General features: G+C 66.0%; 23 protein-coding genes and 1 riboswitch. Of the genes, 4 read left to right on the top strand and 19 right to left on the bottom strand.

Translation table 11 applies throughout. The annotated features are described in order from the left end of the window. The 9 genes from AC6H42_RS20820 to AC6H42_RS20780 form a co-directional block, all read right to left on the bottom strand. The coding region (locus AC6H42_RS20820; protein WP_497548852.1) for a thiamine phosphate synthase at nt 1-453 on the bottom strand (453 nt) is incomplete at its 3' end. A gap of 30 nt (nt 454-483) precedes the next feature. Continuing rightward, the gene (thiD, locus tag AC6H42_RS20815; protein ID WP_229418116.1) at nt 484-1,323 is read right to left on the bottom strand and encodes a bifunctional hydroxymethylpyrimidine kinase/phosphomethylpyrimidine kinase; all 840 of its coding nucleotides are present in this window, start codon (nt 1,321-1,323) and stop codon (nt 484-486) included. Then, nucleotides 1,320-2,123: a thiazole synthase gene (locus AC6H42_RS20810; RefSeq protein ID WP_057154433.1), complete on the bottom strand. Its 804-nt coding sequence runs from the start codon at nt 2,121-2,123 to the stop codon at nt 1,320-1,322. The genes thiD and AC6H42_RS20810 overlap by 4 nt, the downstream gene beginning before the upstream one ends. 19 nt (nt 2,124-2,142) lie before the next feature. Next, nucleotides 2,143-2,352, bottom strand: coding sequence for a sulfur carrier protein ThiS (gene thiS / locus AC6H42_RS20805; RefSeq protein ID WP_057154432.1), 210 nt, complete (start codon nt 2,350-2,352; stop codon nt 2,143-2,145). Nucleotides 2,353-2,368: 16 nt separating this feature from the next. Continuing rightward, the gene (gene thiC / locus AC6H42_RS20800; RefSeq protein ID WP_057154431.1) at nt 2,369-4,249 is read right to left on the bottom strand and encodes a phosphomethylpyrimidine synthase ThiC; all 1,881 of its coding nucleotides are present in this window, start codon (nt 4,247-4,249) and stop codon (nt 2,369-2,371) included. A 94-nt stretch (nt 4,250-4,343) separates the two neighbouring features. Next, a riboswitch (TPP riboswitch) is annotated at nt 4,344-4,446 on the bottom strand. A gap of 70 nt (nt 4,447-4,516) precedes the next feature. Further along, nucleotides 4,517-6,085 carry a M20/M25/M40 family metallo-hydrolase gene (locus tag AC6H42_RS20795; protein WP_497548851.1) on the bottom strand — a complete coding sequence of 523 codons (1,569 nt, stop codon included), beginning with the start codon at nt 6,083-6,085 and terminating at the stop codon, nt 4,517-4,519. Between the two features lie 115 nt (nt 6,086-6,200). After that, complete coding sequence (locus tag AC6H42_RS20790; RefSeq protein ID WP_157200866.1) at nt 6,201-6,599, bottom strand: hypothetical protein; 399 nt, start codon at nt 6,597-6,599, stop codon at nt 6,201-6,203. A gap of 96 nt (nt 6,600-6,695) precedes the next feature. Continuing rightward, nucleotides 6,696-7,004, bottom strand: a complete 309-nt coding sequence (locus tag AC6H42_RS20785; protein WP_057154428.1) for a hypothetical protein — start codon at nt 7,002-7,004, stop codon at nt 6,696-6,698. 55 nt (nt 7,005-7,059) lie between these two features. Continuing rightward, nucleotides 7,060-7,380 carry a hypothetical protein gene (locus AC6H42_RS20780; protein WP_497548850.1) on the bottom strand — a complete coding sequence of 107 codons (321 nt, stop codon included), beginning with the start codon at nt 7,378-7,380 and terminating at the stop codon, nt 7,060-7,062. 394 nt (nt 7,381-7,774) lie between these two features. Between AC6H42_RS20780 and cysS the strand changes: the two genes are divergently transcribed. Further along, on the top strand, nt 7,775-9,160 hold the full coding sequence (gene cysS, locus AC6H42_RS20775; protein WP_497548849.1) for a cysteine--tRNA ligase: 1,386 nt from the start codon (nt 7,775-7,777) through the stop codon (nt 9,158-9,160). A gap of 18 nt (nt 9,161-9,178) precedes the next feature. On the opposite strand, the gene AC6H42_RS20770 is transcribed toward cysS, so the two are convergent. The 4 genes from AC6H42_RS20770 to AC6H42_RS20755 all read right to left on the bottom strand — a co-directional run bounded on the left by AC6H42_RS20770 (nt 9,179) and on the right by AC6H42_RS20755 (nt 11,278). Next, the gene (locus tag AC6H42_RS20770) at nt 9,179-9,490 is read right to left on the bottom strand and encodes a cupin domain-containing protein (protein ID WP_057154425.1); all 312 of its coding nucleotides are present in this window, start codon (nt 9,488-9,490) and stop codon (nt 9,179-9,181) included. Between the two features lie 83 nt (nt 9,491-9,573). Further along, nucleotides 9,574-9,924 carry a hypothetical protein gene (locus tag AC6H42_RS20765; RefSeq protein WP_057154424.1) on the bottom strand — a complete coding sequence of 117 codons (351 nt, stop codon included), beginning with the start codon at nt 9,922-9,924 and terminating at the stop codon, nt 9,574-9,576. A gap of 122 nt (nt 9,925-10,046) precedes the next feature. Further along, nucleotides 10,047-10,466, bottom strand: a complete 420-nt coding sequence (locus tag AC6H42_RS20760) for a signal peptide prediction (protein ID WP_497548848.1) — start codon at nt 10,464-10,466, stop codon at nt 10,047-10,049. A gap of 26 nt (nt 10,467-10,492) precedes the next feature. Beyond that, complete coding sequence (locus AC6H42_RS20755; protein WP_497548847.1) at nt 10,493-11,278, bottom strand: alpha/beta hydrolase; 786 nt, start codon at nt 11,276-11,278, stop codon at nt 10,493-10,495. A 142-nt stretch (nt 11,279-11,420) separates the two neighbouring features. Between AC6H42_RS20755 and AC6H42_RS20750 the strand changes: the two genes are divergently transcribed. Both AC6H42_RS20750 and AC6H42_RS20745 read left to right on the top strand, forming a co-directional pair. Beyond that, nucleotides 11,421-14,219 (top strand): valine--tRNA ligase, encoded by a 2,799-nt coding sequence (locus AC6H42_RS20750; protein ID WP_497548846.1) that lies wholly within the window; start codon nt 11,421-11,423, stop codon nt 14,217-14,219. Between the two features lie 125 nt (nt 14,220-14,344). After that, nucleotides 14,345-14,794, top strand: a complete 450-nt coding sequence (locus tag AC6H42_RS20745; protein WP_497548845.1) for a DUF2147 domain-containing protein — start codon at nt 14,345-14,347, stop codon at nt 14,792-14,794. Nucleotides 14,795-14,806: 12 nt separating this feature from the next. On the opposite strand, the gene pqqE is transcribed toward AC6H42_RS20745, so the two are convergent. Genes pqqE through pqqA form a run of 5 tightly spaced genes read right to left on the bottom strand, consistent with a single transcriptional unit; the run spans nt 14,807 to nt 18,012 of the window. Further along, nucleotides 14,807-16,018: a pyrroloquinoline quinone biosynthesis protein PqqE gene (gene pqqE, locus AC6H42_RS20740; protein ID WP_057154419.1), complete on the bottom strand. Its 1,212-nt coding sequence runs from the start codon at nt 16,016-16,018 to the stop codon at nt 14,807-14,809. After that, a complete protein-coding gene (pqqD, locus tag AC6H42_RS20735; protein ID WP_497548844.1) occupies nt 15,990-16,244 on the bottom strand; it encodes a pyrroloquinoline quinone biosynthesis peptide chaperone PqqD in 255 nt (84 codons plus the stop codon). Before pqqD ends, pqqE begins: the two co-directional genes overlap by 29 nt. A 28-nt stretch (nt 16,245-16,272) precedes the next feature. Next, nucleotides 16,273-16,965, bottom strand: coding sequence for a pyrroloquinoline-quinone synthase PqqC (pqqC, locus tag AC6H42_RS20730; RefSeq protein ID WP_057154417.1), 693 nt, complete (start codon nt 16,963-16,965; stop codon nt 16,273-16,275). Further along, complete coding sequence (gene pqqB, locus AC6H42_RS20725; protein WP_497548843.1) at nt 16,962-17,882, bottom strand: pyrroloquinoline quinone biosynthesis protein PqqB; 921 nt, start codon at nt 17,880-17,882, stop codon at nt 16,962-16,964. Before pqqB ends, pqqC begins: the two co-directional genes overlap by 4 nt. A gap of 55 nt (nt 17,883-17,937) precedes the next feature. After that, on the bottom strand, nt 17,938-18,012 hold the full coding sequence (pqqA, locus tag AC6H42_RS20720; RefSeq protein WP_093552962.1) for a pyrroloquinoline quinone precursor peptide PqqA: 75 nt from the start codon (nt 18,010-18,012) through the stop codon (nt 17,938-17,940). Nucleotides 18,013-18,299: 287 nt separating this feature from the next. Here pqqA and AC6H42_RS20715 point away from each other — a divergent pair, with 287 nt between their 5' ends. Next, a complete protein-coding gene (locus AC6H42_RS20715) occupies nt 18,300-19,289 on the top strand; it encodes an OmpA family protein (protein WP_057154415.1) in 990 nt (329 codons plus the stop codon). Here the strand turns inward: AC6H42_RS20715 and AC6H42_RS20710 are convergent, their stop codons facing one another. Further along, nucleotides 19,290-19,778 (bottom strand): YaiI/YqxD family protein, encoded by a 489-nt coding sequence (locus tag AC6H42_RS20710; RefSeq protein ID WP_497548842.1) that lies wholly within the window; start codon nt 19,776-19,778, stop codon nt 19,290-19,292. Between the last annotated feature and the right edge of the window lie 7 nt (nt 19,779-19,785).

Genomic DNA, 19,785 nt, shown 5'->3' with positions numbered 1-19,785 from the left:
GCGCCGGCGCGCTTCGTCCAGGATGGCCGGCTGGGTGGTGACGGCGTACTGCTTCACGCGCGACGGGTAGAAGCCGCCGAAGGCGGCGTAGCTGGCGCCGGCGTCCTGCGCGTCCAGCGCCAGCTGCATGTCGCCGTAGCAGGAGGCGCCAATGATGGCGCCCGGCCCCAGCCGCGCGCGGGTCTCGGCGATGCGGGCGTCGGTGCCGCCCAGGTGCACGCCGTCCGCGCCGATCAGCAGGCACAGGTCGACATGGTCGTTGACCACGAAGGGCACGTTGTAGCGGCGGCACAGGGCCAGCAGCGCCGCGCTTTGCTCCATGCGCAATTCGGCGCCGGCGTGCTTGTGGCGGTACTGCAGCAGGGCCACGCCTTGCGCCAGCGCCAGCTCGCTCACGGCGAGCAGGCGGGATGTGTCGTCCCAGTCGGGGGTTACCAGGTAAAGTCCTTGCATGGCGTGTCTCTCTTTCTTGTGTAGTAGTGGCTAGCGTTGCGGAATGCGCTGTCCGGGAGCGATGGCGAAGGCGGCCGCCAGCGCGCGGTGGGTGTAGCCCTGGGCCCGCGCCAGCGCCTGCTGCATGGGATAGCCGTGCGCCAGCAGGGCGGCGATGGCGGCGGCCAGCGTGCAGCCGCTGCCGTGGAACTCGCCCGGCAGGCGGGCCCAGCTCCAGCCGTGGCCCGACGAGGGCGCCGGCTCGGTCGCCGCGCTGAACCAGCGGTTGATGACGGTGTCGCCGGCGCCGTGGCCGCCGGTGACCAGCACGTGGCGGCAGCCCTGATCGAGCAGCGCACGCGCGGCGCCGCGCGCGATCGCGTCGTCGCCGGGGCCGGCGCTGCCGTAGCCGGCGGCCAGCGCCGCCGCCTCCGGGCCGTTGGGGGTGATCAGCGTCACCAGCGGCAGCAGCACGGCCAGCGCCTGCACCGCATCGCCGCGCGAGAGCAGGTCGCCATGGCCGCTGGCCAGCACCGGGTCGAGCACCACGGGCAGCTCCGGCGATGTCCTGCGCAGTTGCGCGATCACTTGCGCGATCGCGGCCGCGTTCGCCGCGCTGCCGGGAATGCCGATCTTGACCGCGTCGACCTCCCCCTTGGCGAGCAGCGCGCGCGCCTGGCGCGACACCACGTCCGGCGCCACCGGCAGCACCTCGTGGACGCGGTCGTTGTCCTGCACCGTCAGCGCGGTGATGACCGGCAGCGCGTGCGCGCCCTGCGCGTGGATCGCCAGGATGTCGGCGGCGATGCCGGCGCCGCCGGACGGATCGGCGCCGGAAAACACCAGCACGCAGCGCGGCCTGGCCGGGCGCGCCGTCATGCCCTCGGTCATACCATGCGGCCCGCCATCGGGGACGACGGCGAGGCGGCGAACTTGCGCGCGATGCGGCCGGCCAGGAAGGCTTCGCGGCCGGCCTGCACGCCCAGCTTCATGGCGCGCGCCATGCGCACCGGGTCCTGCGCGCCGGCGATGGCGGTGTTCATCAGCACGCCGTCGCAGCCCAGCTCCATGGCGATGGCCGCGTCCGACGCCGTGCCCACGCCGGCGTCCACCAGCACCGGCACCTTGGCCTGCTCGATGATGAGCGACAGGTTCCACGGGTTGAGGATGCCCATGCCGGAGCCGATCAGCGACGCCAGCGGCATCACCGCCACGCAGCCGATGTCCTCCAGCATGCGCGCCTGGATCGGGTCGTCGCTGCAGTACACCATCACGTCGAAGCCGCCTTTCACCAGCTCCTTCGCGGCCACCAGCGTTTCGGGCATGTTGGGGAACAGCGTCTTCTCGTCGCCCAGCACTTCCAGCTTCACCAGCTTGTGGCCGTTGAGCAGCTCGCGCGCCATCTGCAGCGTGTAGACCGCGTCCTTGGCCGTGTAGCAGCCGGCCGTGTTGGGCAGGATGGTGTACTGCGACGGCGGCAGCACGTCCAGCAGGCTGGGGGTATCCGGGTTCTGGCCGATATTCACGCGGCGGATCGCCACCGTGATGATTTCCGCCGCCGCCGCGTCGGTTGCCTCGCGGGTCTGCTGCAGGTCCTTGTACTTGCCGCTGCCCACCAGCAGGCGCGAGCGGTAGCTCTTGCCCGCGATGGTCAGCAGGTCCTCGTTCTCGTTCTGGTTTTGGTCACGCATTGCTCTCTCCTTGTGTTGTTCAGCCGCCGCCGATGGCGCGCACGATGTCCACTTTGTCCTGCGGCTGCAGGGCGCGGCCGCGCCAGGCCTGGCGCGGCACCACGGTGCGGTTCACCGCCAGCGCCAGCGCCTGGTGCGCCAGCCCCAGCTCCTCCACCAGGGCCTGCAGGCTGTGCTGCGGCGGCACGCTGCGCGGCTCGCCGTTCAGCTCGATTGCGATAAAAGTCATGGGTCCCTCCGCCTGCTCAAGCCTTGCTGTAGAGCTGCGCGCCCTTCTTCACGAACTCCACGGCCTTCTCCTGCATGCCCTGGGCCGCGTAGTCGCGCACTTCCTGCGTGATCTTCATCGAGCAGAAATGCGGGCCGCACATGGAACAGAAGTGCGCCACCTTGGCGCTGTCTTTCGGCAGCGTCTCGTCGTGGAAGGCGCGCGCCTTGTCCGGGTCCAGGCCGATGTTGAACTGGTCTTCCCAGCGGAACTCGAAGCGCGCCTTGGACAGCGCGTTGTCGCGGATCTGCGCGCCGGGATGGCCCTTGGCCAGGTCGGCCGCGTGGGCGGCGATCTTGTAGGTGATGATGCCGTCCTTGACGTCGTCCTTGTTCGGCAGGCCCAGGTGCTCCTTGGGCGTGACGTAGCACAGCATGGCCGTGCCGTACCAGCCGATCAGCGCGGCACCGATGCCGGAGGTGATGTGGTCGTAGCCGGGCGCGATGTCGGTGGTCAGCGGGCCCAGCGTGTAGAACGGCGCCTCGCTGCATTGCTCCAGCTGCAGGTCCATGTTCTCCTTGATCAGCTGCATCGGCACGTGGCCCGGGCCTTCGATCATCACCTGCACGCCGTGCTGCCACGCCACCTGGGTCAGTTCGCCCAGCGTCTTCAGCTCGCCCAGCTGCGCTTCGTCGTTGGCGTCGTAGATCGAGCCGGGACGCAGGCCGTCGCCCAGGCTGAAGGACACGTCGTAGGCCTTCATGATTTCGCAGATGTCTTCGAAGTGCGTGTACAGGAAGGATTCCTTGTGGTGCGCCAGGCACCACTTGGCCATGATGGAGCCGCCGCGCGAGACGATGCCGGTCAGGCGCTTGGCCGTCAGCGGCACGTAGCGCAGCAGCACGCCGGCGTGGATGGTGAAGTAGTCCACGCCCTGCTCGGCCTGTTCGATCAGCGTGTCGCGGAAGATCTCCCAGGTCAGGTCCTCGGCTTTGCCGTTGACCTTTTCCAGCGCCTGGTAGATCGGCACAGTGCCGATCGGTACCGGGCTGTTGCGGATGATCCATTCGCGCGTTTCGTGGATATGCTTGCCGGTCGACAGGTCCATCACGTTGTCGCCGCCCCAGCGGATGGCCCAGGTCATCTTCTCCACTTCCTCGCCGATGGACGAGGTGACGGCGGAGTTGCCGATGTTGGCGTTGATCTTGACCAGGAAATTGCGGCCGATGATCATCGGTTCCACTTCCGGGTGGTTGATGTTGGCCGGGATGATGGCGCGGCCGCGGGCGATTTCCTCGCGCACGAATTCCGGCGTGATCTCGGCCGGGATGGAGGCGCCGTAGTTCTGGCCCGGGTGCTGGCGGCCCATCAGGTCGGCCATGCGCTCGCCCATCGGGCCGGACGCCTTCAGCTCTTCCAGGTACTCTTTGCGGCGCAGGTTCTCGCGGATGGCGACGAACTCCATCTCAGGCGTGATGATGCCCTGGCGCGCGTAGTGCATCTGGGTCACATTGCCACCGGCCTTGGCGCGGCGCGGCTTGCGCGTCAGGTTGAAGCGCAGCTCGGCCAGCGCCGGGTCTTCCAGGCGCTGCTTGCCGTACTCCGAGGTCGGACCGTCCAGTTCCTCGGTGTCGTCGCGGTCCAGTATCCACGGCAGGCGCGGCGTGGCCAGGCCGGAGCGGATATCGATCTGCACCTCGGGGTCGGTGTACGGACCGGAGGTGTCGTACACGTAGATGGGGGGATTCTTCTCGTGGCCGAACGAGGCGGACGTGTCGGACTGCGAGATCTCGCGCATGGGTACGCGGATATCCGGGCGGCTGCCCTCGACGTAGATCTTGCGGGAATTAGGAAGTGGCGCGATGGCTGCGCTGTCCACTTCGGCGGTGGCGGACAGGAATTTCGGATTGGCGTTCATTTGGCTCCTTTGTTAGCTACAGGAGCCAGCAAAGGAGGATTCGGCAAATCGCGGCAGCGGCGCGCACCCCGAAGCGCGGGCGCGCGGCGTTGCGGATGGAGGCCTAAAGCTTCCCTTCGCTGGCATTATCCAGATCAGGTTCGGAGGGTATTTCTCACCCGCGCCGCTTTCGCGACGCAGGACCCCTAGCGTGTGCCGCCTTGCGGCAGCGAATCGAATTATACATCTCCCATAGCTGTGTACAACTTATATTTGAAACAATACCGCCTATTGCGGGCGGTACGTTACCGTCAGCGTGTAGCTGGAAGCGGAATAGCCGTTCAGCAGCACGTACACATCGCCGTTGGCGGCCATGGTGACGGTGCAGCTCTCGGTGCTGGTCGAGCCGTCGGACTTGCAGTCATAGGTGCTGGTGGTGGGCACGCTGGTCTTGCGCACGTACAGGTCGGTGTCGCCGCTGCCGGTGGTGGAAGCCTTGAAGCTGCCTGCGCCGGCCTTGAACGGACCGAAGCTGCGGGTCTGGTTGCGGGCCAGGCTGCCGCTGAAGGTTTCCACCTTGTCCGGCAGCGGCAGCACGCCCGGGCCGTCGCTGCCCAGCTCCACCGCGAAGCTCAGGCCCAGCCGCGCGAATTTGAGCGCGTGGTCGGCCTGGTTGCCGCTGTTGGCGTAGGTGTCGTTGGCGGTGTGGATGTAGGGGTTGTCCTGCGAGAACGAGGTCTCGAACGGCATCGAAGTCCAGTAGCCGGCGGCGGTCCAGGAGGCATGGTCCGAGCAGCCGTAGCCGCACTTGTCGTAGCCTATCGTCAGCGTGGGCTGGTAGGTGGTGATCAGGTTGGCGACGAAGGTGTTCTGCTGGCTGTCGGTGTAGTCGGTGTAGATGTAGATGTCGGACGGCGAACCCTTGTAGTTGGTCATGTCCAGCTGCATCACGCCGACCACGTTGATGTTGTTGTTCTTGTGGTACTGCGCGATTTCCTGCGAGCCGCGCAGGCCGACTTCCTCGGCGGCGTAGCCTATCATCTTGATGGTGCGGCGCGGCTTGTAGCCGCTGGCAATCATGGCGCGCAGCGCCTCGGTCATGCTGGCGATGCCGGAGGCGTCGTCGTCCGCGCCTGGCGCGCGGGTCGACTCGCCGGTGCCGCTGCCGCTGATCGAATCCAGGTGGCCGCCCAGCACCACCACTTCCGCAGCGTTGTCGGTGCCGGCGATGGTGGCGATGACCGACTTCTGCGGATAGGCCGCGTGCGTGAACTGCGTCACCGTGATGTCGCTGCGGCCGGCCGCCATGGTGGTCCACTTCTGCTTCAGCCAGTTGGAGGCGGCCACGCCGCTGGTGGTGGTGTAGTAGCGGTTGGTGTGCGCCGACAGGTCGATGATGGTCTGGGCGATGTTGGACGCTTGCATCTGCGGCAGCAGAGGATTAATGACGGTCTGCTGGTCGATCGCGTATGAGGGGCGCGGCACGGCCAGGGCGGCCAGCGTGGTCTTGGGCGCCAGCGCGGAAATGCCGGCCGCTTCGCTTACGTGCGCCATGAAGCCGCCGCAGCGGTGCAGTTCCTTGTGCACGGCTGCCGACAGCGCCAGCATCTGCTGCTCGCTCACCTCCACCAGGTGCACCTTCTCCTGGGCGGCGATGGCGTTGGCGCCGCCGGCGGCCACGCTGGTGACCATGGTGGAGCGGCTCTCGCGCTTGACCGCTTGCGGCGCGTTCTTCTTGAGCTGCTCGTAGGCGGCGTCGCCCACGGTGATCCATATCGTGCCGTTCTGCGCGCAGGCGCCGGCGGACGCGCCGGCCAGCAGGCCGGCGACGATCAATAAGTTGATACGAGCTGCCATGTCAGTCTCCAGGAGTCGGTTTTCAGGCGGCCCAAGGTAAACAGTGGCGGGAACGGAGTCAAAAAAATTACAAAAATAGACACAGCTGCGAGCGATGTCTCAGGCTTAACAGCGCCTAGCGGGACACGCCGCAGCTGGCAATGCCTTCAATCGCACCGCTCCACAAGCCAAGATGGCCACGGTTTTTCGCCACGAATTTGCCTTGCACGAAAGCGTAGCGCAAGGTCTTGCAGCGCAGGTCCGCGCCATCCTTGCTGAAGGTGACCCACAGGCCGTTGCGCCGGATGCCATGGTCGTAGTCGTCGCGGTGAAAGTAGATGGCGTCGCCTTCGAACTCGCGCACCAGGTAGCCGGTAACGCGCACCTGCTTGCCGTCGAAGCGGGCCGGGTTGGCCACCAGTTCGATCAGCGACACCTCCTGCGGTGCGCGCGCCTGCGCCGCAGGCGCAGCTTGCGCCACCATCGCCGCTACGCCGGCCGCCATCATCATCCATCCCGCCACAAACGCTTTCACTGCCCTGCTCCGTCAACTATACGAGCGCCTATGATAACCGGGCATCCCGGAACAAAAAAGCCCCGCCGAAGCGGGGCTGACGCGAAGCGCCTGGAATTACTTGGCGGGGTGCGCCGGAGTCGCTGGCGCAGCAGGCGCGGCCGGGGTTGCAGCCGTTGCAGGCGCTGCCGATGAAGCCGGGGTGGCTGCCGAAGCCGGGGCGGCTGGCGTGGCCGGGGTGGCGGCATGCGCTGCCTTGTCGGCGTGGTGCTTGCCGTCCTTGGCGTGCGCCTTCTCTTTCGACTTCTCTGCCTTTTCTACTTTGGCTTCGGCCTTGGCCGACGGCGCGGTGGCCGTGGCCGGGGATTGTGCGAATGCAGCGGTAGCAAACAGGCCGGCGATCAGGGTAGCGATGGTCTTGGTCATGATGGTTTTTCCTTGTTCAGTGAGTGTGCGTTGTCTTCAGTGTCCAGTGCTGCGATTACTTGGCTGCCGAAGCGACTGCCGGGGTGGCCGCAGTAGCCGGGATGGCCGGGGTGGCGGCCGGAGCGCTTGCGGTCTTCTCCGCTGGCTTGGCTTCCTTCTCGGTCTTGGTGTGACGCACTTTCTTCACGGTCTTCTTGTGTTCCTTCGCTGGCTCCGCCTTCACGTCGGTCTTGGCGGCTTCCTTGACTTCAGCCTTGGCGGCAACCGCTTCGGTCTTGGCCGAAGGTGCTGCTGCGGCGGCGGCAGGAGCCGGGGTTTGAGCGAAAGCTGCGGTAGCGAACAGGCCGGCGATCAGGGTAGCGATGGTCTTGGTCATGATGTATTTCCTCTGTAATGATATAAACGGTTTAGGTTGTTTTTTACTGCTTACTTCACTGCAGGGGCAGCTGGCTTTGCTGCTTCCTCTATCTCGTGCACATGTGCCGTGTCACTGGGCAGAAAACGCGGCCCGCCCCCCGGCAGTTGACGGCCTTTACACGCGCTTACAACTTGCTGCAATTGCTTACAGTTGGCCCCCTCTCGCGCACTCGTGCTACTATCGGAAAATGATCACGCCATCCATCCCGCAATCGGCGCAAGCCGCACATTTCGACGCATGTCCCCGCAGGCCATAGAAGCCTGCTGATCACGTTACCCCACACATCCTCAGTTTTTCTATCGGCCACAGCGAGTTTCTGCTCCTGTGGCCTTTTGCATTTTTGGAGCCTTCAATGGAGCAAATCCCGGAGCTAATGCTGTACGACACTTACCAGCGCGAGCTGCGTCCTTTCAAGCCGCTTGAACCGGGCAAGGCCGGCCTTTACGCATGCGGACCGACGGTCTACGACTACGCGCATATCGGCAACCTGCGCACCTACCTGTTCGGCGACGTGCTGCGGCGCGTGCTGGCATTGAACGGCTACCAAGTTACGCACGTGCTTTGCATCACCGACGTCGGGCACCTGACCTCGGACGCCGATACCGGCGAGGACAAGATGGAGAAAGGTAGCCGCCGCACCAGCCAGTCGGCATGGGAGATTGCGGAGTTCTACACCAGGGCGTTCCAGCAGGATCTCGCGCAGTTGCACATCCAGGCGCCGACGGTATGGGCACGCGCCACGCAGCACATAGAAGAACAGATCGCCTTCATTGCCGAGATCGAGCGCAACGGCTTTGCCTACCGCACGGCGGACGGCATCTACTTCGACACGCAGCGCCTGGAACGCTACGGCCACCTGGCGCGCCTCAACATCGCGGGCCAGCAGTCCGGCCACCGCGTGGACATTCGCGACAAGCGCTCCGCCACCGATTTCGCGCTGTGGAAATTCAGCGGCGCTGAACAGCGCCAGATGGAGTGGGACAGTCCTTGGGGCCGGGGCTTCCCGGGCTGGCACATCGAATGCTCGGCCATGTCCACCCGCTATCTGGGCGCGCTGTTCGACATTCATATCGGCGGCGAGGACCATATCCCGGTCCACCATACCAACGAGATCGCACAGCACGAGGCATGCCACAGCCACCCGCCGGCGCGCTATTGGCTGCACGGCGCATTCCTGAAGCTGGAAGGCGGCGACAAGATGTCGAAGTCCGACGGCGGTTTCCTGCGCCTCGCCGCAGTTGCCGAGCGCGGCTACGATCCGCTGGCATACCGCTATCTGGCGCTGTCGGCCCACTACCGCTCGCCGCTGTCGTTCTCGTGGGACGCGCTGGATGCCGCGCACACGGCGCTCGGCCGCCTGCGCCAGGCCTGCCATCGCCTGCCGGACGGCGGCCGACCCGATCCCGCATACCGGCAGGCGATGCTGGCCAACCTGAATCAGGATCTGAATACGCCCAGGGCGCTGGCACTGATGTGGGAGCTGCTGAAATCCCCGCTTCCGGGCGCAGTGCAGAAAGCGACCATCCGGTGGCTGGACCAGGTGCTGGGCCTGAGGCTGGATGAGTGGACGCCGCCCCGGCACGCCATTCCTGAGCCGGTGCAGCAACTGGCTGCCGCGCGCGACCTGGCGCGCTCGGAAAGGCGCTGGGCCGACGCGGACGCCACGCGGCTGGCCATCGAGGCGGCGGGCTTCGCGGTGCGCGATACGGCGGCGGGCACCATCGTTGAACCGCGATAGCGCCAGGCGCGCTGCCGCTCAGCGGCTGTGCAGGTGCACCGCCAGCCACAGCGCGCCGTCGCTGACGCTCAGCACCGTGTGCGGGGTTCTCGAGGGGATGAAAAGGTAGTCGCCGGATTTGAGCTGCACGCTCTCGCCATCCACTTGCAGCAGCGCCTCGCCCTGCAGCAGGACCACCCATTCGTCCTGCTCCTGCACATATTCCTGCGATGCGATTTTCGACGAGCTGACGATGCGCTCCACCAGCAGCCCTTTGTGGCTAAGCAGCGCTTCGAAGCGTTCGCCTTCGGGCGGCGGGGCTGCGTCGGCAAACAGGTTGGCTGGGGTCATGGTCGGCTCCTTGAAGTTGGAGCGATTGTACCGGCAAAAAAAATCCCCGCAATTGCGGGGATTTCTGTCAAGGCGGAAGCCGATTACTTGGCGGCAGGTGCGCTCGCCACTTCCGCAGGCTTTACTTCTTTTGCAGCCTTGGCATGCGCCTTGGCCTTGGTTTTTTCGGACTTCTCGTGCGCCTTGGCTTTCTCTACTTTGGCGTCCGCTTTGGCGCTGGCCATGTCTTCGTGGGCGCTGGCGACGGCCTTGGTTTCCTTGGCTTCGGCTTTCGCAACTTCCTTGTGCTCCTTGGCTTCCGCTTTCACCGCTTTGGCTTCAGCTTTGGCGGCCGGCACCGTGGTGGCGGCTGGTGCTGCGGCAGGGGCTGGGGTCTGAGCAAATGCTGCGGTAGCGAACAGACCGGCGATCAGGGTAGCGATTACGTTTTTCATGTTCAGAGTCCTCTATCAAAGTTGTGGTGTAGGGCACGTTTGCCGTGTCACTGAGCGAAAAACGCGGCCGGAGCCGATGCGGTTGACGCCCCTTACACGTGCTTACAACTTGCTGTATTTGCTTACAGATGGACTTCCCTGGAGCGTGCCTGCCGTTCGAAGCGGTTATCGAAATAGGCGCGCCGGCCGCGCAGCATCTGCCACAGGCTTTCCAGTGGATAGGCTGCGAGGAACACCGGCCCCCACCTTTCATACTGGCGCACATGCTCATGCTCGTGCGGCCGCAGGCGTTCCAGCTCCTGCGCGGTGGTGCCGATGACGCAATGGCCGAACGTGATGGCGGTGAAGGGCAGCCTGCGCAGCCAGGAAGCCTGCCCGCGCTCCGACAGCGCCACCTCGACCACGCCGTCGGCAAGGCGCGAGCGGGCGCCGAACAGGAAGGCGGGAGCGGCCAGGCACAGGCCGAGCGCCGTGCATGGGGAAGCCCAGGCATAGCGCAGCAGGCGGGAAACAAAGGGTGGTGCGGAACGAGGTGCGGACATGGGCGCATCTTAGCACCGGCAACGCGCTACAGGGCGGCGCGGCGGAGCGCCTTCAGCAGCACCGCGCGCGCCTGCTCCTGCTGCGCTTCGCGCGTGATGGTCGCCGCGCCGTCCCCCAGTTGGCGGCCGTAATGGCCGAACTGGGCATGGTTGCCTCCCACGATCTGCACCATCTCCGTCTGCGGCGGCAGCAGGCGCCAGTTGGCCAGCACGCGCGCCGCCGGCGCCACGTCGTCATTGCCGGCGTAGACCTTGGCCACCGGCATGGTGAGCGCTGCCAGGCTATGCTCCTTCGGATGCGTGGTGCCGATCAGTACCAGCGCTGCGGCGCCGCGCCCGCCGCCGCCGGCAAGGCGCGCCGCCAGCGCAGCGCCCTGTGAATGCCCGGCCACCACCCAGCCGGCAACGCCGGGATGCGCCGCCATCGCGCTCGCGGCGCGTGCCAGCGCCTCGGCCTTGTGCGATTGCAGCGGCGCGAAACGGTAGGGCAACTTGACGATGACGACCGGGAAGCCAGCGTCCGCTACCGGCCGCAGCAACGGCGCGTAAGCCTGCGCCGCCACGCCCGCACCGCAAAAGAACAGCAGCGCGGTCCGCGCGCCGGGCGCTGCGGGCTGGAATTCCAGGTAGGCGGCGTCCTCCCGGACGGCGGCGCGCGCATCGGCCTGCAGCAAGCGGCTGTCCACGCCCTGGGTGCGGTAGGAATTGACCAGCCAGACGCTCGATAAAACGGCCCAGGCCAGAAAACCGCGGCTGATCCAGCGCCGCGCGGCGGAGCGCTTACGGGGCGTACTGGTTGCAACTGTGTCCATATGGCCGTCAAAATTATCAATATGGCAGCATTATAGGGCCTAAGCATGGCCAAAAAAATTGTGCACTGCGGTGCCGGCGGCATGCGCAGGGGGCATTGCCCCTTTATAATGGTCGTTTTCGCCTACAACACAGCCCAACATCATGGAATTAGCCAAGTCTTTCGAGCCCGCCGACATTGAACAGTTCTGGCGCAGCGAGTGGGAGAAGCGCGGTTACTACGCCGCCTCCCTCGACCTGTCCAAGCCTTCCTTCAGCATCCAGCTGCCGCCGCCGAACGTGACCGGCACGCTGCACATGGGCCACGCGTTCAACCAGACCATTATGGACGGCCTGACCCGCTACCATCGCATGCTGGGCCATAACACCGCCTGGATCCCGGGCACCGACCACGCCGGCATCGCCACCCAGATCGTGGTGGAGCGCCAGCTGGACGCGCAGAAGATTTCGCGCCATGACCTGGGCCGTGAAAAGTTCATCGAAAAAGTCTGGGAGTGGAAAGAGAAATCCGGTTCCACCATCACCGGCCAGATGCGCCGCATGGGCACCTCCCCTGACTGGGCCCGCGAATACTTCACCATGGACGAGCCGCGCTCGAAAGTGGTGTCCGAAGTGTTCGTGCGCCTGTTCGAACAGGGCCTGATCTACCGCGGCAAGCGCCTGGTCAACTGGGACCCGGTGCTGGGCACCGCAGTGTCCGACCTGGAAGTGGTGTCGGAAGAAGAAGACGGTTCGATGTGGTACATCAAGTACCCGCTGGCCGATGGCAGCGGCTCGCTGACCGTGGCCACCACCCGTCCTGAAACCATGCTGGGCGACGTGGCCGTGGCCGTGGACCCGACCGACGAGCGCTACCAAGCGCTGGTGGGCAAGATGCTCAAGCTGCCGCTGTGCGACCGCGAGATCCCCGTCATCGCCGACTCCTACGTGGACAAGGCCTTCGGCACCGGCTGCGTGAAGATCACCCCTGCGCACGACTTCAACGACTACGCCGTCGGCCAGCGCCACAAGCTGGAAATGATCACCATCCTGACGCTGGACGCGAAGATCGCCGACAACGCGCCGGCCGCCTACGTGGGCATGGACCGCTTCGCCGCCCGCAAGCAGATCGTGGCCGACCTGGACGCGCAAGGCCTGCTGGAGCAGGTCAAGCCGCACAAACTGATGGTGCCGCGCGGCGACCGCACCGGCGTGGTCATCGAACCGATGCTGACCGACCAGTGGTTCGTCGCCATGAGCAAGCCGGCCCCTGAAGGCACTTTCAACCCGGGCAAGTCGATCACCGACGTGGCGCTGGAAAAAGTGGCCAGCGGCGAGATCAAATTCGTGCCGGAAAACTGGAGCACCACCTACAACCAGTGGCTCAACAACATCCAGGATTGGTGCATTTCGCGCCAGCTGTGGTGGGGCCACCAGATCCCTGCATGGTACGACGAGCAGGGCAACATCTTCGTGGCGCGCACCGAAGCCGAAGCCGTGGCCAAGCAGCAGGCGGCCGGCAGCACCGGCGCCCTGCGCCGCGACAGCGACGTGCTCGACACCTGGTTCTCGTCCGCGCTGGTGCCCTTCTCCACCCTGGGCTGGCCGGAAGAAACGCCTGACCTGAAGGCCTTCCTGCCGTCGTCCGTGCTGGTGACCGGATTCGACATCATCTTCTTCTGGGTCGCGCGCATGGTCATGATGACCGCGCACTTCACCGGCAAGGTGCCGTTCAACACCGTGTACGTGCACGGCCTGGTGCGCGATTCGCAGGGCCAGAAGATGTCCAAGTCCAAGGGCAACACACTGGACCCGATCGACCTGATCGACGGCATCGGCATCGACGCGCTGGTGGAAAAACGCACCACCGGCCTGATGAACCCGAAAACGGCCGAGAAGATCGCCAAGGCCACCCGCAAGGAGTTTCCGGAAGGCATCGCCGCCTACGGCACCGACGCGGTGCGCTTCACGATGGCGTCCTACGCCTCGCTGGGCCGCAACATCAACTTCGACCTGGGCCGCTGCGAAGGCTACCGCAACTTCAGCAACAAGCTGTGGAACGCCACCCGCTTCGTGATGATGAACACCGAGGGCAAGGATTGCAGCGCCAGCGATGCGGACCTGTCGCAGGCCGACAAGTGGATCATCTCGCTGCTGCAGAAGGCCGAGGCGGACGTGGTGAAGGGCTTCGAAGACTACCGCTTCGACAACATCGCCAGCACCATCTACAAGTTCGTGTGGGACGAGTACTGCGACTGGTACCTGGAGCTGGCCAAGGTGCAGGTCCAGAACGGCACCGAAGGCCAGCAGCGCGCCACCCGCCACACGCTGCTGCGCGTACTGGAAGTGGTGCTGCGCATGGCGCACCCGATCATCCCGTTCGTGACCGAGGAACTGTGGCAGGCCGTGGCGCCGCTGGCCGGCAAGGACAGCGCGGGCAAATCAATCATGACCCAGCAATACCCGCTGCCGAACCTGGCCAACATCGACGAAGCGGCCGAAGCCTGGATGGGCGAGCTGAAAACGCTGACCGACGCCACCCGCAACCTGCGCGGCGAAATGAAGCTGGCGCCGTCGCTGCGCGTGCCGCTGATCGTGGAAGCGTCGTCGCCGCAGGACAAGGCTCGCCTGGCCGTGTACGCGCCGTACATCCAGGCGCTGGGCAAGCTGGCCGACGTGGCCATCGTCGACGCGCTGCCGGAAACCACGGCGGCCGTGTCCATCGTCGGCACCACCAAGCTGATGCTGAAAGTGGAAATCGACGTGGCGGCCGAGCGCGAGCGCCTGTCGAAGGAAATCGCCCGCATCGACGCGGAAATCGCCAAGGCCAGCACCAAGCTGTCCAGCGAAAGCTTCGTGGCGCGCGCGCCCGCTGCCGTGGTGGCGCAGGAGAAGGAACGCCTGGCCAACTTCACCGCCACCATCGAGAAGATGCGCGAACAGCTGGCCAAGCTGCCAGCCTAAGCCCGCCGCACTCCCCCGCAAGCCGGCCTCGCGCCGGCTTTTTTTCGTCCTCGTGAAAAATCGAACGACTACTCTATTTTTTACCGCTACACTCGCCAGACAAACATAACCCTGGAGACAACCTTATGCGCAACTGGATCAACACCGGCGCCCTCGCCGCCGCCATCATGGCCATGGCCCCCGCCTTCGCCAATGACGCCTCGCCGGTCGGCCTGTGGAAGAATATCGACGACGTAAGCGGCAAGCCGAAAGCGCTGATCCGCATCAGCGAGAGCAACGGCGTATTGCAAGGCAAAATCGAGAAGCTGTTCCGCGCCCCGGACCAGGAACAGAATCCCAAGTGCGACAAGTGCACCGACGCGCGCAAGGACCAGCCCATCATCGGCATGCAGCTGCTGACCGGCCTGAAGAAAGATGGCGACGCCTATACCGGCGGCGAGATCGTCGATCCGGAAGACGGCAAAGTCTACAAGAGCAAGATGGAACTGGCCGACGGCGGCAAGAAGCTGAAGGTGCGCGGCTACGTCGGCGTGCCGATGTTCGGCCGCTCGCAGACCTGGCTGCGCCAGGAGTAAGGCAGCCGTGCGCTAGACCGGCTGCTGCTCCGGCTCGGGCGCCGGCAGCGGTTCCGACAGCCGCAGCGAATTCGCGTCGCTACGGAACACCAGCGGCTGCAGCGTGCCCGCCGCCTGCGCGCGGTGGGCGTGCACCACGATCTGTTTCAGCTCGCCGTGCCGGGGCGACTTGGCGCACACCGGGTCCGTGCCGGCCGCGTCGCCGGCCAGCGCCAGCGCCTGGCAGCGGCAACCGCCGAAGTCCTTGTGCTTGTCCTCGCAGCTGCGGCACGGCTCCTGCATCCACGCGTCGCCCCGAAACTTGTTGAACGCCTCGCTGTGGTACCAGATGTCGCGCAGGCCGGTCTGCGCCACGTGCGGGAACGCCAGCCCCGGGATGCTGCGCGCCGCATGGCACGGCAGCGCGGCGCCGTCCGCCGCCACCGCCATGAACATCGAGCCCCAGCCGTTCACGCAGGCCTTGGGCCTGCCCTCGAAATAATCCGGCACCACGAACAGGATGCGCAAACGGTCGCCGACCCGCTCGCGATAGCGCTCCACCACCGCCTCTGCCCTGCGCAGCTGCTCCTGCGTCGGCATCAGCTGGGCGCGGTTCACCAGGCCCCAGCCGTAATACTGTGTGTTGGCCAGCTCCAGGTATTCCGCCCCCATCGCCAGCGCCATGTCGATGATGCGGTCCACATGGTCGAGATTGAAGCGGTGCAGCACCACGTTCAGCACCATCGGATACTCGAAACGCTTGATCAGCGCCGCCACGCGCGACTTCAGCTCGTAGGTGCGGGTGCTGCTGAGGAAGTCGTTCATCTCGCGCGTGGAATCCTGGAACGACAGCTGGATGTGGTCCAGGCCCGCCTCCGACAGGCGGCGCAGGCGCTCCTCGGTCAAGCCTATGCCGGACGTGATCAGGTTGGTGTAGTAGCCCAGCCGGCGCCCCTCGGCCACCAGCAGTTCCAGGTCATCGCGCAGCAGCGGTTCGCCGCCCGAGAAGCCCAGCTGCGCGGCGCCCAGCTCGCGCCCCTGGCGCAGCACGTCCAGCCACTGTTCGGTCGTCAGCTCCGCGCGGTTGCGCGCGTAGTCCACCGGGTTGTAGCAGAACGCGCAATGCAGCGGGCAGCGGTAGGTCAGCTCGGCCAGCAACCACAAGGGCGGCGCCACAGGCGCCACCGGTGCGTCGCCAGCCTGCCGGGTGGCCGCCTCAGACAAGCCAGCCCCGCTGCCGCGCATCGGCCACGAAGGCCTGCACGTCCGCCGCCAGCCCGCTGGCGTTGAAGGCTTGCTCCAGCTGCGCCACGATGTCCGGCAAGGCGCTGCGGCCGTCGCAGCGCTTGAGGATCGCGGCCGCGCTGCCGTTCAGCTTCACCATACCCTCCGGGTACAGCAGCACATAGGCGCCCTGCGCCTCTTCCCACTGCAGGCGGAACATCCGCGAAAGCCGGGGCTGACTGGTCATCGTTTCCATGCTTGCCTCACTTGGTTGACTAGCCGTAGGCGCGGTCGATCGCATCCATCATCGACCACAGCACATCGAGCTTGAATTGCAGTATCTCCAGCGCGCGCTCCTGCTGCGGGCGCGTGACGAAATGCGCCAGCGTCACCTGCAAGCCGTGCTCCACGTCGCGCTCGGCCAGCGAAATCCGGCTGCGGAAGTAGTGCAGGCCGGCCGGGTCTATCCACGGGTAGTTGCGCGGCCAGCTGGCCAGCCTGTCCTGGTGGATACGGGGCGCGAACATCTCGGTCAGCGATGAGCACACGCCCTCCTGCCACGACGCCTGGCGCGCGAAGTTGACGTAGGCGTCCACCGCGAAGCGCACGCCGGGCAGCACGTGCTGCAGCGACCACAGTTCGGCGCGCGCAATGCCGACCGCTTCGCCCAGCCGGGACCAGGCTTCGATGCCGCCCTCGTTGTCGCCCCAGCCGTCATGGTCGAGGATGCGCAGCAGCCAGCGGCGGCGCGTTTCGCGGTCCGGGCAGTTGGCCAGGATGGCGGCGTCCTTCTGCGGAATGCGGATCTGGTAGTAGAAGCGGTTGGCCACCCAGCCGCGTAGCTGCTCCGGGGTCAGGCTGCCTTCCTGCATCCGCACATTGAAGGGATGGTGGATGTGGTAGTGCGTTTCCTTTGCCAGCAATTGCGCCTGGAAAGTGAGCGGATCCCAGCGGGGCGCCATGTTCATAGCAGTATCTCCATGCCGTCGTAGGCCAGCTCGATGCCGCGCCCGCGCATGATGGCGTGCTGCGGCGAGTCTTCATCGAGGATGGGGTTGGTGTTGTTGATGTGGATGAGGATCTTGCGGCTGGCCGGCAAGCCGTCCAGCACCTCCATCATGCCGCCGGCGCCGGACTGCGGCAGGTGGCCCATGGCGGCGGCGGGCTTGCCGGAGAAGCCCTGCGCCATCATCTCGTCCTCGGTCCAGAACGTGCCGTCCACCAGCAGGCAGTCGGCTTCGCGCATGGCGGCAGCGGTCAATGGCGCGACGGCGCCCAGGCCGGGCGCGTAGAACAGCTTTTTGCCGGTGAGCAGGTCGTGCGCCAGCAGGCCGATGTTGTCGCCCGGCTGCGGCTGCTCGCGGTGCGGCGAATAAGGCGGCGCCTTGCTGTCGAGCGGCACGGCCGTGAAACGGATGCCCTCCAGCTGCGGCACCGCGAAGCTGCAGGGCTCGCCGCGCGCAACGGCCAGCTCGCGCCATTGCACGCCGCAGTAATGTCCCAGCACCTTCGCCAGCGGGTAGCCGCCCTGCAGGTCCTGCCACACGGGCGCGCTGCAGTACAGCGGGATCGGCCGCCCCTCGCGCAGCATCATCAGGCCGGTCGTGTGGTCCACCTGCGCGTCCATCAGCAGCACGGCGGCGATGCCGCTGTCGCGCGCCGCGCGGGCCGGCTGCAAGGCAGGCGTGGCGCGGATCTGCGCCAGGATGTCGGGCGATGCGTTGACCAGCAGCCAGTCGCTGCCGTTGGCCGAGATCGCGATGGACGACTGGGTGCGCGCGCGGCTGCGGATGGTGCCCCGGCGCAGGCCGTCGCAGTTGCGGCAATTGCAGTTCCACTGCGGATAACCGCCGCCCGCCGCCGAGCCGAGTACGATAATTTTCATGATGCGTCCGATCGGCGCCGCAGCCGCCGCCCGAAGCCGGCGGCTGCGGCCAGCCTTAGCGATTAAAAACGTACAGCGTGATTTCGAAGCCGAAACGGAAGTCGATGAATTCGGGTTTGCTCCATTGCATGACAGTCTCCTTGGGTATATGAGTGGATTGAAGCCCCGAAGCGTGCGCCCCGGGACGTTCATCCCTACCCTCGCAACTTCCGTGCCGTGCGGCCTCGCGCCGTGCACGGCACCTGTGCGCCGTGCCACAACGAGCCGTGTTGAGACAGGTGTTGCAGAATGGATCAGTTGAGCGGAACAACTGAGTGGAACAACAGAGCGGAACCGCGCGTGGGACAACTCAGGCGTGCGCGGCGAACAGCCCAAAACGCCTATATTCCCGTGTTGTTCTTTTGAAAAGGAAAAGCCATGCCGTCCGTCCGCCGCCACGCGCTGATCGCCCTCTCCGTTTGCATGCCCCTGCTGGCCGGCGCCGCCGGCGGCAGCTACAAGGAAAAGGCCGGCGCCAGCGACTACCCGCTGCTGAGCCGCTTCCAGGGCTCCATCCTGGCCAACGCCGGCAGCATCAATTTCGAGCAGGCCGTGGTGCCGCTGGGCGACGGCAAGAGCATGCCGCTGGAAGGCAAGTTCCATAACTACTACTATGTCGCGCCGGCCAGCGTGGGCGACCTGGAAGTATTCCGCAGCTACCAGGCGGCACTGGAGCGCAGCCGCTTCAAGATCCTGTACGCCTGCGACGTGCCGGAACAGTGCGCCCGCCAGAAGCTGGGCGCCTACGCGGCAAGCTGGTCGGAAAAGCCGCAAGCCTTCGTCGGCGGCTATTCCTCGATCACGCGCCTGGGCGAGAACGGCAACTACCCGCCGCGCTACCTGGTGGCGCAGCTGGCGCGGCCGGAAGGCAATGTGACGGCCATCCTCACGGTGCAGCCGGCCTCCAGCACGCAGAAGGACAACGGCGTCGGCAGCCCCTATTTCCTGCAGGTGATCGAATCGGGCGCAATGAAGGCCGGCAACGTCACGGTGAGCGCGGACGAGTTGGGCAAAGGCCTGGCCGCAGAGGGCAAGATCGCCCTGTACGGCGTGTTCTTCGACACCGGCAAGGCCGGGCTCAGGCCGGAATCCAAGACCCAGCTGGACGAAATGGGCAAGCTGCTCACGCAGAACAAGCAGCTGAAGGTGGCCATCGTCGGCCACACCGACAACCAGGGCAGCCTGGAAGCCAACAGCACGCTGTCGCAAAAGCGCGCGGAAGCCGTGGTGGCTGCGCTGGGCGGCACCTACAAGATCGACACCAGGCGCCTGCTGGCGCGCGGCGTGGCCAGCCTGGCGCCGGTGGCGTCCAACGGCAGCGAGGCCGGGCGCGCCAAAAACCGCCGCGTGGAGCTGGTGGAACAGTAATTAAGGATGGGCCGGGGCCGGGCCGGCGCCGCGCAGGCCGGCGGCTCTCACCTTGGCCAGGTGGCGGTCCAGCGTGTTGGCGAAACTCCGGCTGTCGGCCTGGCTGAATGGCGCCGGGCCGCCGGTGTCGACGCCGCCGCTGCGCAGTTCTTCCATGAAGGCGCGCATGGTCAGCATCTGGGCGATGTTGTCATTGGTGTAGAACTCGCCGCGCGGATTGAGCGCCAGGCCGCCCTTCTTCAGCACGTCCGACGCCAGCGGGATGTCGGCCGTGACGACCAGGTCGCCCGGCGCCAGCAGGCGCACGATTTCCTGGTCCGCCACGTCCGCGCCGGACGGCACTTGCACCGAGCGCACGAAGCGCGACGGCGGCACCCGCATCAGCTGGTTCGCCACCAGGGTGACCTGCATCTGCGTACGTTCGGCCACCCGGTACAGGATCTCCTTGATCACGGCCGGACAAGCGTCCGCGTCCACCCAAATTTGCATGTACTGC

The sequence above is a fragment of the Massilia sp. NBRC 108631 genome (assembly GCF_059704565.1).
This window is presented reverse-complemented; position numbering and strand designations above follow the sequence as displayed.

What these genes read in the sequence shown, in the direction of transcription:
- thiD (WP_229418116.1), bottom strand. Translation starts at nt 1,323, where the DNA reads ATGACCGAGGGCATGACGGCGCGCCCGGCCAGGCCGCGCTGCGTGCTG.
- AC6H42_RS20810 (WP_057154433.1), bottom strand. Translation starts at nt 2,123, where the DNA reads ATGCGTGACCAAAACCAGAACGAGAACGAGGACCTGCTGACCATCGCG.
- thiS (WP_057154432.1), bottom strand. Translation starts at nt 2,352, where the DNA reads ATGACTTTTATCGCAATCGAGCTGAACGGCGAGCCGCGCAGCGTGCCG.
- thiC (WP_057154431.1), bottom strand. Translation starts at nt 4,249, where the DNA reads ATGAACGCCAATCCGAAATTCCTGTCCGCCACCGCCGAAGTGGACAGC.
- AC6H42_RS20795 (WP_497548851.1), bottom strand. Translation starts at nt 6,085, where the DNA reads ATGGCAGCTCGTATCAACTTATTGATCGTCGCCGGCCTGCTGGCCGGC.
- AC6H42_RS20785 (WP_057154428.1), bottom strand. Translation starts at nt 7,004, where the DNA reads ATGACCAAGACCATCGCTACCCTGATCGCCGGCCTGTTTGCTACCGCT.
- AC6H42_RS20780 (WP_497548850.1), bottom strand. Translation starts at nt 7,380, where the DNA reads ATGACCAAGACCATCGCTACCCTGATCGCCGGCCTGTTCGCTACCGCA.
- cysS (WP_497548849.1), top strand. Translation starts at nt 7,775, where the DNA reads ATGGAGCAAATCCCGGAGCTAATGCTGTACGACACTTACCAGCGCGAG.
- AC6H42_RS20770 (WP_057154425.1), bottom strand. Translation starts at nt 9,490, where the DNA reads ATGACCCCAGCCAACCTGTTTGCCGACGCAGCCCCGCCGCCCGAAGGC.
- AC6H42_RS20765 (WP_057154424.1), bottom strand. Translation starts at nt 9,924, where the DNA reads ATGAAAAACGTAATCGCTACCCTGATCGCCGGTCTGTTCGCTACCGCA.
- AC6H42_RS20760 (WP_497548848.1), bottom strand. Translation starts at nt 10,466, where the DNA reads ATGTCCGCACCTCGTTCCGCACCACCCTTTGTTTCCCGCCTGCTGCGC.
- AC6H42_RS20755 (WP_497548847.1), bottom strand. Translation starts at nt 11,278, where the DNA reads ATGGACACAGTTGCAACCAGTACGCCCCGTAAGCGCTCCGCCGCGCGG.
- AC6H42_RS20750 (WP_497548846.1), top strand. Translation starts at nt 11,421, where the DNA reads ATGGAATTAGCCAAGTCTTTCGAGCCCGCCGACATTGAACAGTTCTGG.
- AC6H42_RS20745 (WP_497548845.1), top strand. Translation starts at nt 14,345, where the DNA reads ATGCGCAACTGGATCAACACCGGCGCCCTCGCCGCCGCCATCATGGCC.
- pqqE (WP_057154419.1), bottom strand. Translation starts at nt 16,018, where the DNA reads ATGCGCGGCAGCGGGGCTGGCTTGTCTGAGGCGGCCACCCGGCAGGCT.
- pqqD (WP_497548844.1), bottom strand. Translation starts at nt 16,244, where the DNA reads ATGACCAGTCAGCCCCGGCTTTCGCGGATGTTCCGCCTGCAGTGGGAA.
- pqqC (WP_057154417.1), bottom strand. Translation starts at nt 16,965, where the DNA reads ATGAACATGGCGCCCCGCTGGGATCCGCTCACTTTCCAGGCGCAATTG.
- pqqB (WP_497548843.1), bottom strand. Translation starts at nt 17,882, where the DNA reads ATGAAAATTATCGTACTCGGCTCGGCGGCGGGCGGCGGTTATCCGCAG.
- AC6H42_RS20715 (WP_057154415.1), top strand. Translation starts at nt 18,300, where the DNA reads ATGCCGTCCGTCCGCCGCCACGCGCTGATCGCCCTCTCCGTTTGCATG.
- AC6H42_RS20710 (WP_497548842.1), bottom strand. Translation starts at nt 19,778, where the DNA reads ATGCAAATTTGGGTGGACGCGGACGCTTGTCCGGCCGTGATCAAGGAG.